The 11298-nt window shown below is 69.6% G+C and carries 11 protein-coding genes; 8 read left to right on the forward strand and 3 right to left on the reverse strand.

Annotation, left to right across the window (positions count from 1 at the left end; translation table 11 throughout):
- The first annotated feature begins 689 nt into the window (after positions 1–689).
- Positions 690–1112: a secondary thiamine-phosphate synthase enzyme YjbQ gene (locus tag ACZ3TS_RS34115; RefSeq protein ID WP_467625632.1), complete on the forward strand. Its 423-nt coding sequence runs from the start codon at positions 690–692 to the stop codon at positions 1110–1112.
- Between the two features lie 305 nt (positions 1113–1417).
- On the forward strand, positions 1418–2977 hold the full coding sequence (locus ACZ3TS_RS34120; protein ID WP_467625633.1) for an SMI1/KNR4 family protein: 1560 nt from the start codon (positions 1418–1420) through the stop codon (positions 2975–2977).
- A 129-nt stretch (positions 2978–3106) separates the two neighbouring features.
- On the opposite strand, the gene ACZ3TS_RS34125 is transcribed toward ACZ3TS_RS34120, so the two are convergent.
- Positions 3107–3844 (reverse strand): class I SAM-dependent DNA methyltransferase, encoded by a 738-nt coding sequence (locus tag ACZ3TS_RS34125; protein WP_467625634.1) that lies wholly within the window; start codon positions 3842–3844, stop codon positions 3107–3109.
- Positions 3845–4202: 358 nt separating this feature from the next.
- On the opposite strand from ACZ3TS_RS34125, the gene ACZ3TS_RS34130 reads away from it, so the two are divergent.
- From ACZ3TS_RS34130 to qcrB, 4 genes are all read left to right on the forward strand, one after another.
- Positions 4203–4880 (forward strand): HemK2/MTQ2 family protein methyltransferase, encoded by a 678-nt coding sequence (locus ACZ3TS_RS34130; protein WP_467625635.1) that lies wholly within the window; start codon positions 4203–4205, stop codon positions 4878–4880.
- Positions 4864–5103, forward strand: a complete 240-nt coding sequence (locus ACZ3TS_RS34135) for a CDGSH iron-sulfur domain-containing protein (RefSeq protein WP_467625636.1) — start codon at positions 4864–4866, stop codon at positions 5101–5103. The genes ACZ3TS_RS34130 and ACZ3TS_RS34135 overlap by 17 nt, the downstream gene beginning before the upstream one ends.
- Positions 5100–6128, forward strand: coding sequence for an iron-containing redox enzyme family protein (locus ACZ3TS_RS34140; RefSeq protein WP_467625637.1), 1029 nt, complete (start codon positions 5100–5102; stop codon positions 6126–6128). The genes ACZ3TS_RS34135 and ACZ3TS_RS34140 overlap by 4 nt, the downstream gene beginning before the upstream one ends.
- A 363-nt stretch (positions 6129–6491) precedes the next feature.
- Entirely contained in the window at positions 6492–8027 is a 1536-nt protein-coding gene (qcrB, locus tag ACZ3TS_RS34145) for a cytochrome bc1 complex cytochrome b subunit (RefSeq protein ID WP_467625639.1), read from the forward strand.
- On the opposite strand, the gene ctaF is transcribed toward qcrB, so the two are convergent.
- Together ctaF and ctaD are read right to left on the reverse strand one after the other, a co-directional pair.
- Positions 7957–8346 (reverse strand): aa3-type cytochrome oxidase subunit IV, encoded by a 390-nt coding sequence (gene ctaF / locus ACZ3TS_RS34150; RefSeq protein ID WP_467625640.1) that lies wholly within the window; start codon positions 8344–8346, stop codon positions 7957–7959. The two genes, qcrB and ctaF, sit on opposite strands and share 71 nt — an antisense overlap.
- Positions 8343–10016: an aa3-type cytochrome oxidase subunit I gene (gene ctaD, locus ACZ3TS_RS34155; protein ID WP_467625641.1), complete on the reverse strand. Its 1674-nt coding sequence runs from the start codon at positions 10014–10016 to the stop codon at positions 8343–8345. The genes ctaF and ctaD overlap by 4 nt, the downstream gene beginning before the upstream one ends.
- 590 nt (positions 10017–10606) lie before the next feature.
- Here ctaD and tnpA point away from each other — a divergent pair.
- Both tnpA and ACZ3TS_RS34165 read left to right on the forward strand, forming a co-directional pair.
- A complete protein-coding gene (gene tnpA / locus ACZ3TS_RS34160) occupies positions 10607–11035 on the forward strand; it encodes an IS200/IS605 family transposase (protein ID WP_467625643.1) in 429 nt (142 codons plus the stop codon).
- On the forward strand, positions 11032–11298 hold a 267-nt coding region (locus ACZ3TS_RS34165; RefSeq protein WP_467625644.1), incomplete at its 3' end, for a helix-turn-helix domain-containing protein. The genes tnpA and ACZ3TS_RS34165, both read left to right, overlap by 4 nt.

Consider the following 11298-nt stretch of genomic DNA (forward strand, 5'->3'; position numbering starts at 1 on the left):
CGCCTGCTCGCGACCGGGATCGGCGCTCCGTCCGCCGGGGCCGACGTCTCCAGCGGCCCCGGGCCGCCAGCCCGGCATCACGCCTTCCCCGAACCAGTACGCCTCCTCCAGAGGCGGAAACCCGGAGAGCGCGAAGTGCTCGACTCCGAGCGCGCGGTACTCCTCGATCCGGTCGGCGACCTCGATATGACTCCCACGAGCGCCGTGCCCCCGCTACCGCGGACGAGCCCCACGCACGCCCGGAGATGCGGATGGATCTCCGGCCGGCTCGGGGAGAATCCACCGTGCAGCGCCGGCATGCGCTGCTGCCCCACCGACTCGCCGCGCCGGAGCGCCGCCTGAGCAGCGCTGATCGTGCGCGCGTCCAGGTCGTCGAGCAGCCGGTGCGCCGTCGCTCGCACCTCGGCCGCCGTGTCCCGGGAGATGGTGTGCAGCCGGATCCTGATGTGGGCGAGGAAGGAGGAGGAAAGGGTGAGAGAGCGTCAGAAGCCCTGACGACACGCGGCGGAGGTCGCCCGCAGCAGGTCGATGTGACTGCGCGTGGTCAGCAGGGCTGCACGCAACGTGCCGGTGAAAAGGAGCCAGATGGTCCGTGCCCGGTCAATGGTGTCTCGCGGAATGGATCCTCTGTACCACCGCGCGGACGATCGGTTGAGTGTGGGCACGGTCGCATGGGTGAGGATGGAGATATGCCCGATGTCTTCAGCACCCGCGTCCTGAATGTCGCCTCCGGTTCAACGGAGACGGTCGTCGACCTCACCCGAGAGTGTGAGGCTTTCCTCCGTGAGGCGGCGGGGGGCCGGGACGGCCTGCTGAACGTCTTCGTGCCGCACGCCACGGCCGGGCTGGCCATCATCGAAACGGGTGCCGGAAGCGACGACGACCTTCTCGCCGTTCTCCACACGCTGCTCCCCGCCGACGACCGCTGGCAGCACCGCCACGGCAGCCCCGGCCACGGACGCGACCACGTCCTCCCGGCCCTCGTGCCACCCCACGCGACCCTGCCGGTCATCGGCGGCCGACTGGAACTCGGGACCTGGCAGTCGGTGTGCCTGGTGGACACGAACCGGGACAATCCCAACCGTCAGGTCCGTCTGTCGTTCCTCGGATAGTCCTGGCGCCGCCAGGTCCGTGGGGCTGAGTTCCGGCCGCACCAAGCGGCGCCGAGTCCGAACCTTGGAAGGGGAGCCAGGGATGCAGGAGCGAGGGCTCGTCGTCGCCGTGGTGGTGCCAGGACGTGATCACCCGCGACAGTCGCCAGCCGACCAGGTCGGCTACGGCCGGCTTCCCTGTCCTCTCGGTCATTCGCCGATCCGCACGGCGTTCGGCCGGGACGCCAGAGGCGCCGACAGCCGCTCGGTGTCAGCGGTCCCTGCCAGGATGGCCGAGGTATTCGACGGAACGGGAGCAGCAGCACATGGTTGAGCAGGTCGCCCGCTACATGGCCGAACAGATCGTCACGGACGCGCCGCAGGGATGGACACGAGCCGTGCTCTCGGGCCGCGCAGGCCGTGGCGGAAGCGGAATGACAGGCGGCTACACCGTCCCTGGGACGCGCACCTCCATGCGGCTGCCCGAGATGCACTCCCGCCTGATGGAACTTGCGGAGGCGATACGCAACGACCGTGGCTGGGACCCCGTCAGCTGGGAGATGGACTGCCGGCCCTCCGGCGAGTACCGGCTCGTCACGTTCAGGGACGCCGTTGGCCGCGTGACCGGAGGGGGCGGCGGGTACGAGGTCGTCCTGGACCCCGACTACCGCCTGCCGCAGCCGGGCCTGCGCCAGAAGGCGGGCACCGCTGCCCCTGCCGGCGACCCGGAGCTGGCCGCGACGAGGTTCCGTGCTTACCTCGAGCGGCGCGCCGCCGTGCTCGGTCACGCCGAGGAACTGCCCCCGCCCGCCACCGCCGCCGCGCTCGACGACGCCGAACGCCGCATCGGGCGCCTGCTGCCCCCCGACCTGCGGGCGCTGTACCTGATCGCCGACGGGGACGGTATCGGGTACCGGCACCGCCACCTGATCCAGAACAACGCCTGGCTGTCCCTGGAGAGCCTGGTCGCCGAGTACGCCGACTGGCGCGAGTGGCAGGACCGTCCCTGGTTCGGCTGGGACCTGGAATGGGAGGCCGTGGTCTTCGACACCACCCCCGCCGACACCGTCCGCCGCTGCGGAGGACACCCTGGATGGATCCGCTTCGCCACCAGCGAGGACGGCAACTACCTTGCCGTTGACATGGATCCTGCCCGCGACGGGCGACCAGGCCAGGTCATCGCCACCGGCCGTGACTACGACGACGGCCCCGTGTACGTCGCCGACTCCATCACCTCCCTGCTCCAGCAGCACCTGGAACTGCTGGATCAGGGCTCCTACGAGAAGTACGACGACCACATCTCCCTGCGCCGAGCTGTCTGCGACACCGGCACCCAGCAGATCATCGGCGGCATCCCCGAAGAGGTTCCGCCCACCCTCCAGGCCATCCACATCAACGACGCCAGCGGCATCGTCGACCTCAGCCCGCTCACCGCCGCACCCGGCCTCCGTCGCCTGCACCTCAACCGCTCCACCACCGCCGACCTGACGCCCATCCGCGACCTGCCCGTCGAGTCCCTCCGTGTGGCCCTCGACGGCGGCGCCCTCACTCCGCTCGCAGGCCACCCTCACCTTGCCTCCCTCGACCTGAACGCCACCGCCTCGGTCGACCTCAGCCCGCTGCGTGCCGTCCCCAACCTGCACGGTCTCGACCTCTCCGGCGCCGAAATCCCCGATCTGACCGTCCTCGCCGACCTCGCGAACCTGCGCTACCTCGCCCTCACCCAGCAGCAGTGGGCCACGCTGCTCGACCACGGCAAGGTCCCTCCCGCCCTGGCCGCCGTCCGTCTGGCCGGAGACGACGTCATCTTCGAAGACGCTCTCGCCCTGGCCTCCCGTATCGGCCTGGACACCGATGACGCGCTCCGCGTCGTCGGCAGCCTCTGAGCCGCACGGGTCTGGTGGCCGACCTGCTGCGGGACGTACGAACGGTGAACGACGCTGGGGAGCACACCGGACACCGGTCCGTGCCCGCCGAACCCTGTCTGGTCGACGGGCGGGACGGGGAGGGGCCGCTCAGGCCGGCTTGCGCCACACGGAGATGTGCTTCGCGGAGTCCTGAGTGAAGGGCGCCCCGTCCCAGTCCGCGACGCGCCGTTCCAGCTCGAGCCCCGCGATCCGTGCCATCAGGTCGAGCTCCGCCGGCCACGCGTACCGGTGCCGGGAATTGCCGCGGCGGTAGCGGCCGTCGTCATCGCGGGCGAGGTGGTGCGAGACGAGAATCTGCTCGACCAGGTCGAAGGTGTCGAAGCCGAGATGCCGCTCGGAGACGTCGAACGGCACCGCGACCTGCCCGGGCGGCAGGAACCGCAGCGGCGGCACGCCCAGCTCGATGACGAATCGGCCGCCAGGCGTCAGGTGACGTGCGGCGTTGCGGAAGCACTCGACCTGCTCGTCCTGCGTCAGAAGGTTCGTGATGGTGTTGTAGACGAGATAGACCAAGGTGAACTCGCCGGGGACGACGGTCGTGGCCATGTCCCCTGTGACGACCGGGAGCGTGTCCTCGTCGATCTTGTGCCGCAGGACCGCTGCCATGTGTTCGGACAGTTCGATGCCCACCACTGGCACGCCGCGTTCCCGGAGCGGGACGCCCACGCGTCCGGTTCCGATGGCGAACTCCAGGGCCCGGCCCTCTCCGGCGAGTTCGGCGAGGAAGGCGAGAGTCGGTCCGAGAACAGCGGCCGAGGACATCTCGGTCTCCTCGGCGTCGTAGCGGTCGGCGGTCGCACGGGTCCACAGCTCACTGCTCGTCATGGGCGGCCACTTTGCCGGGTGCGAAGGGGGCTGTCGACGCATTTGCCCTCGCCGACACCGAGTACACGGTCCCGGGGCTGTCCGGTCCGGGTGACAGACTTTTCAGGGCATCGTCCGGCTCGGGAACACACGCAGTCTGCCGACCGGAGCGAGGTCCACCGGACACCACCGGTCCCCGTCCCCGGACAGTGCCGGCAAGGCAGGAGGCCGACGGGTTCGCCCGTCTCCGTGGCGCCCGCGTGTCCATCACCTGCAGCGGGGGACTCGAGGTGCGCAGGCCCGGGATCCGCCTTCCCGACAGCGAAGACATGCCGGCAGGCGGGTGGATGCCGACGCGCGTCTTCGTACGGAGGAGCCCATGAGCATGAAAACCCTGTGTCCGTCTCTTCGGACTCCCGTATGGACCCCACGGGGCGTGTATGAGCCACAGCAGGACACCTGGCTTCTGGCCAGGGCCATGCGCCGGGAGGAGATCACCGAGGGGACGGACGTCCTCGACCTGGGCACCGGTACCGGAGCCCTCGCACTCGAGGCGGCGCGGTCCGGCGCGCGCGTCACCGCGGTCGACGTCTCCTGGCGGGCGGTGCTCGTGGCGCGCGTGAACGCGCTGCTCAGCCGGCAGAACATCCGAGTGCACCACGGTGACCTCACCTCCACCCTGTCGGGACGCCGTTTCGACGTCGTGGTCAGTAATCCGCCGTACGTACCGTCCCCCAGGAGCGGAACCCCGCGCGGCGCCGCACGCGCATGGGACGCCGGCTGGGACGGCCGACTGCTGCTGGACCGCATCTGCGACGCCGCGACCGCGCTGCTGCGCCCCCACGGCACCCTCCTGGTGGTGCACTCCGCGCTGTGCGGGGTCGAGGACACCCTGGCACGGCTCTCCGCGGCGGGGCTCAGCGCCACGGTCACGGACCGGGTGCCGATCCCCTTCGGCCGGGTCCTGTGCTCCCGGCTGGCCTGGCTGCGGCAGCGCGGACTGCCGACCGACGACATGGTGGAGGAGCTGGTGGTCGTCCGTGCCGTACGAACGTGAACGCATCTGCCGTATCCGTGCCGACCGGGACGGTCCGCTGCTGGTCGAGGGGCCGGTGGAGGTGATCGGCCCGGACGGCGAGAGCGTCGTGAGCCGGCGGTTCGTCGTGGCGATCTGCACCTGCCGGCGCAGCCGGTCGTTCCCCTGGTGCGACACCAGCCACCGTCGCCGCGGGAAGGCGGCGGACGACCACGAACCGGCCCGAAGGGAGACACGCGAGTGACGACGCCCCGACTCGAACCGCGCCGGTTCAGCCCGCCCCTCCCACACGCCAGGGGCCCGCTCTCCGAGGGTGTCCTGCGCGCACTGCGGCAGAGGGGAGGTCCCCTCTCGCCGGCCTCGGTCGCGGACGGCGATCCATACGGCGACGACCTCCAATTGGCGTTGTACGTGCTGTACGAACTGCACTACCAAGGGTTCGACGGGGTCGACGACGACCTCGAGTGGGATCCGGCCCTTCTCGCGTTCCGTCGCGCCCTCGAGGACCTTTTCCTGGGCGCCCTGCGTGCCGACGTCCCCGTCGATGCCGGTGCGCAGGAGGCCCTGGACGAGCTGCAGGTCGAGCCGGTCGGCGACGACGGCACCGGAGTCACCCACTTCCTGCGCGACGAGGGCCGGTTGGAACACCTGCGGGAATACGCGGCGCTGCGGTCGCTGTACCACCTCAAGGAGGCCGACCCGCACGCCTGGGTGATCCCCCGGCTGCACGGCAGGGCCAAGGCAGCCATGGCGGCCGTGGAGTTCGACGAGTTCGGGGCCGGACGGGCCGACGAGATCCACGCGGGCCTCTTCGCCGACCTCATGGAGGACCTGGGGCTTACCACGGCATACGGCCATTACCTGGAGGCCGCACCCGCGGAGATGCTTGCCACCGTCAACCTGATGTCACTGTTCGGCCTGCACCGGGGCCTGCGCGGCGCGCTCACCGGCCACTTCGCGTTCGTGGAGGTGACCTCGTCTCCGGGCTCGCGCCGGTTGGCCGAGGCCCTGCGCCGGGTGGGTGCGGGTGAGGCGGCCGCGCGGTTCTACGACGAGCACGTGGTGGCGGACGCCGTCCACGAGCAGGTCGTACGCCATGAGGTGATCGGCGGGGTGCTGGAGAGCGAACCCGGATTGGAGGCAGACGTGGTGTTCGGCATCCGGGCCACCGGCTTTCTCGAGGACCGGCTCGCTGTCCGGCTCCTCGAGTGCTGGCGCAGTGGCCGCGCGGCCCTGCGCACAGTGGCACCACCGCGCCGACGCGGCTGATTCCCGAGGCGCGGACCGGGAACCCGGCCCCGTGACCGGCACGGAGGCACGCCGAGTTTCCACCTGCGTGACGCTCCGGCGCACCCGACGCCGGAGGAGGACCGGCCCCGCGGAGGGAAGCCCGAGGGGCCCGCGAAGCACCGCGCTCTTCCCCTGAGGACGGGACTTCATGGGGGCCGGGCCCCGGCACATCCGAACGGGTGCACCACCCTGGGCGCGCGAGTGTTTCTGGGTGAGGGGGTACTCACCTGGCGCCGTGACGGCAAGGCATGGCATGGAGCGGCCGGTGAGAGGCGGCAGAAGGAGGTGTTCCGTGGACCGGGACCGGTGTGAGGCGCCCGCCGACGACACCATGGAGACACCGTGAGGGCGAAGCGCCGGTCACCGGCCTCAGCGAGGACGGCCGAAGGTCACCGCCCGGGAGAGCGCCTCGCCGCTGCGGCGGATGCGCGGCTGCCCGTGCTGGAAGGCGGACGGCTGCTGCGCAAGGCCTTCCCCGAACACTGGTCGTTCCTTCTCGGCGAGATCGCGCTCTACAGCCTGGTTCTCCTCGTCGTGACCGGCGTTTGGCTGACGTTCTTCTTCAAACCGGAGATGCGCGAGGTCGTCTACGAGGGCCGGTATGTGCCGCTGCGTGGTATCCGCATGTCGGGGGCCTTCGACTCGACCCTGCACATCAGCTTCGATGTGCGGGGCGGGCTGCTCGTGCGCCAGATGCACCACTGGGCCTCCCTGGTGTTCGTCGCCGCGATCGGTGTGCACCTGCTGCGCATCTTCTTCACCGGTGCCTTCCGCAGGCCCCGGGAGATGAACTGGGTCATCGGTGTCACGCTGTTCGTGATCGCCCTGGCCGAGGGCTTCGCGGGCTACTCGCTCCCCGACGACCTGCTCTCCGGCACCGGACTGCGCATCGCTCAGGGCATCATGCTGTCCCTGCCGGTCGTGGGGACGTACGTAAGCATGTTCGTGTTCGGGTCCCAGTTCCCCGGCGAGGACATCGTGCCCCGGCTGTACGGCATGCACATTCTGCTGCTGCCCGGGGCACTGATCGCACTGGTCACCGTGCACCTGATCCTGGTGTTCTATCTGAAGCACACCCAGTGGCGCGGTCCGGGCAGGACCAATCGCAATGTCGTCGGCAAGCCGCTCTTCCCGCAGTTCATGGCGTCCTCGATGGGCCTGTCCTTCACCGTCTTCGGAGTGTTGGCGCTGCTCGGCGGGCTCGCCCAGATCAACCCCGTGTGGGTGTACGGACCCTACCGTCCCGACCAGGTGTCGACCGGCTCGCAGCCCGACTGGTACGTCGGCTTCCTGGAGGGCGCGCTGCGGCTCGTACCGCCCTGGGAGACGAACATCGCCGGTCACACGATCATGTGGAACGTGCTGCTGCCGGCGATCGTCCTGCCGGCGCTGCTCTTCCTCGTCCTGTACGCCTACCCGTTCGTCGAACAGCGGCTCACGGGCGAGTGGCGCGAGGAACAGCACCTGTGCGACCGGCCCAGGGAACGTCCTGTGCGCACCGGTCTCGGCGTCGCCGGGGTCACCTTCTACGGCGTCCTCCTGCTGGCCGGCGGCAACGACGTCATGGCGGCCATCTTCCGGATCTCGCTGAACACGCTGACGTGGATCCTGCGTATCGCCCTGGTGGTGGCGCCGGTCCTCGCCTTCCTGCTCGCCCGGCGGCTCTGCCACGCCCTGCTGGAGGCGGAGCTGAAGCGTCTGGCCGAGGGAGAGGAGACCGGGGAGGTGCGCCAGACCGTGGAAGGCGGCTACGAGGGCGGTCACCGCCCTGTGACCCGGTTTCCACCGGGAGCGCCCAGGAAGCCGCTCAGCCCTCCCGAGTCGCGTACTGGAACACCAGCCCCAGAACCCCCCGCGCCAGCACCCCGACGCCGATGAGGAACAGCCACAGCCCGTAGACCACACCCAACGAGGCGACGGCGAAGCCGAGCGCCGTGACGATGGGCCACGGGCTGTGGGGCGGGAAGAACTCCAGGGGGCCGGCCGCGTCCGCCACTTCGGCGTCGGTACGGTCCTGGGGGCGCCGGCCACGGCGGCGGTACTGCACGGCGCAGAAGAAGGAGACCACGCCGGCCATGCCGAAGGCGACGATCAGCACCGCGGTACCGGCCGGATCGCCCGACCAGGCGCCGTACAGCGCGGCGGTGCCCGCGAAGAACACGGCGACACCCGCGAAGAGCAGAGCCTCGACCTTCATCGCAGTTCCTCCCGCGGTGCCAGCCGGACGACCTCGGGATGGTGCAGGTCGAAGGCGGGCGAGTTGGAGCGTACCCGGGGCAGGGCCAGGAAGTTGTGGCGTGGCGGCGGGCACGACGTCGCCCACTCGAGCCCGCGCCCGTACCCCCAGGGGTCGTCCTCCGTGACCCGCTCGCCCTGGTGGGCGGTGCGCCAGATGTTGTACAGGAACGGCAGCGTGGAGATGCCGAGCAGAAACGCCCCCGTGGACGACAGCGTGTTCAGCAGCGTGAATCCGTCGGCGGGCAGATAGTCGCCATAGCGGCGGGGCATGCCTTCGGCACCGAGCCAGTGCTGTACCAGGAAGGTGAGTTGGAAGCCGGGGAACAGCAGCCAGAAGTGCAGTTTGCCCAGCCGCTCGTCCAGCATTCTTCCGGTGAACTTGGGCCACCAGAAGTAGAAGCCCGCGAACATCGCGAAGACCACGGTGCCGAAGAGCACGTAGTGCAGGTGCGCCACGATGAAGTACGAGTCGGTGGTGTGGAAGTCGAGCGGAGGGGATGCGATGATCACGCCGCTCAGGCCCCCGAGCAGGAAGGACACCAGGAACCCGGCCGCCCACAGCATCGGCGTCTCGAACGACAGCGATCCCCGGTGCATCGTGCCGATCCAGGCGAAGAACTTGATCCCGGTGGGCACCGCGATCAGGAACGACATCACGGAGAAGAACGGGAGCAACACAGCGCCGGTGGCGAACATGTGATGCGCCCACACGACCGCGGACAACATGGTGATCGCGATCGTCGCGCCGATCAATGGCAGATAACCGAACAACGGCTTGCGCGAGAACACCGGAATGATCTCCGAGACGATCCCGAAGAACGGCAGCGCGACGATGTAGACCTCCGGGTGCCCGAAGAACCAGAACATGTGCTGCCACAGGACGGCGCCGCCGTTCGTCGCGTCGAAGATGTGCGCCCCGAACTTCCGGTCCGCTTCCAGGGCCAGCAGCGCCGCGGTGAGCACCGGGAACGCCGGCAGCACCAGGATCGAGGTGAACAGGATGTTCCAGGTGAAGATCGGCACCCGGAACATCGTCATGCCCGGGGCCCGCAGACACATGATGGTGGCGATGAAGTTGACCGCGCCGAGGGTCGTCGACACGCCCGTCACCACCAGGCCCATCACCCACAGGTCGCCGCCCGCGCCGGGGGAGTGGTAGGCACTGTTCAGCGGGGCGTAGGCGAACCAGCCGAACGACGCGGCGCCGCCGGGCACCACGAACCCCGAGACGACCATCAGGCCGCCGAAGAGGTACATCCAGTACGACAAGGCGTTCAGCCGAGGGAAGGCGACGTCCGGGGCGCCGATCTGCAGCGGCATCACCGCGTTGGCGAAACCGGCGAACATGGGCGTCGCGAACAACAGCATCATCACCGTGCCGTGCACTGTGAAGAGCTGGTTGTAGGCGTCCAACGACATGAACTGCAGCCCTGGACGGGCGAGCTCGGCCCGCATCCCCAGGGCCAGCAGACCGGCGAAGAGGAAGAAACAGAAGGCCGTGACCATGTACAGCTTGGCGATCACCTTGTGATCGGTCGTCGTGGTCCAGCGCAGCAGCGCCCGGCCGAGCGAGGACGTGGCAGTGGCCGGGCGCCGGGCGGCGGCGGTCTGTTCCGACAATTCCGTCATCGTCCTCCTCCACGGGCCTTCGCCCCGGGTCTCCCGCCCCGTCGCGTGCGCCGGGCGGCACGCGAGCGTCCCGCGGGTGCCCAGGTCGCGCCGGCGGAAACCGCCCGGGTGAGGAAGGTTCCGTGGCGGGGCCCACGCCTGTGTCGGCCCGCGGTGCGACCGCCGGTCCCGATCACGACCGTCCGCCGCGACGCTATCGCCGAGGGCCCGTGGGACGCGGTCGCGCCACGCCCGCCGTGGCGGTGTTCACCGTGGTGGGCCGAGCCGGGGCGTCCGACGGCGGTCCCGCGCAGCCGTGGCGGCGCGTTCCTTTCCCTGGCAGAGGTACCTGGAATGAAGGATCCCGACCCCTGTTGAAATGGCCGCTTCGGACGCCGCCTGGGCCGTGGCCGGGACCTTCGTCGGCGGCCTCGTCATCGCGGGCGCCCTCGTCTGGGCCATCAGGACCTAGCCAGGGGACGCCCCGCTTTGGCGGGGTGGGGAATGGCTTTTCTGGGCTGCTGTGACCTTAACTGGGTGCACGGGTCTGCACTGTTCACCTGTGCCGCCGTTCAGCTGCATTAGACCTGCGGCGTGTGTATAGTGATCGCATGGTCGTGACCAGGAAGGTTCGCCGATTCTCCGGCGGCGTGTACGACCTCGGACTCCACATCGTGTGGTGCCCGAAGTACCGCCGTCCGGTCCTCGGTGGCCGGGTCGCGGAACGACTGGACGAACTGATCCGGGAGAGGGCCGACGAGCGCGGCTGGGAGATCATCGTCCTTGAGGTGATGCCCGACCACGTCCACCTCTTCGTGAAGCACGACCCGAAGTCGTCAGCCTCGTACGTGGCCAACCAGTTCAAGGGCTTCACCTCCCGCGTCCTGCGCGAGGAGTTCCCGCACCTGAAGTCGCGGATGCCGACCTTGTGGTCGTCGTCGTACTTCGCGGCATCGGTTGGTGCCGTGTCGGCGGCGAGGGTCGAGAAGTACATCGACACCCAGTGGGAACGCCCGTGGAAGAAGGAGGAGGGTTCGTGATCCGCGCGTACAAGTTCCTCCTGCGCCCCACAGCCCGTCAGACGGCCGTGCTGCGCGAGATGCTGGCGGACCACTGTTCGCTGTACAGCGGCGCCCTGCAAGAGCGCCGGGACGCCTACCGGCACGCCTCGAAGACCACGATCCGCTACGGCGACCAGTCCGCCCAGCTCAAGGGCATCCGGGCATTCGACCCCGAGCGGCAGGGCCGCTGGTCGTTCAGCTCGCAGCAAGCCACCCTGCGTCGCCTCGACAAGGCGTTCCAG

This window comes from Streptomyces sp. NPDC022910 (assembly GCF_055561075.1).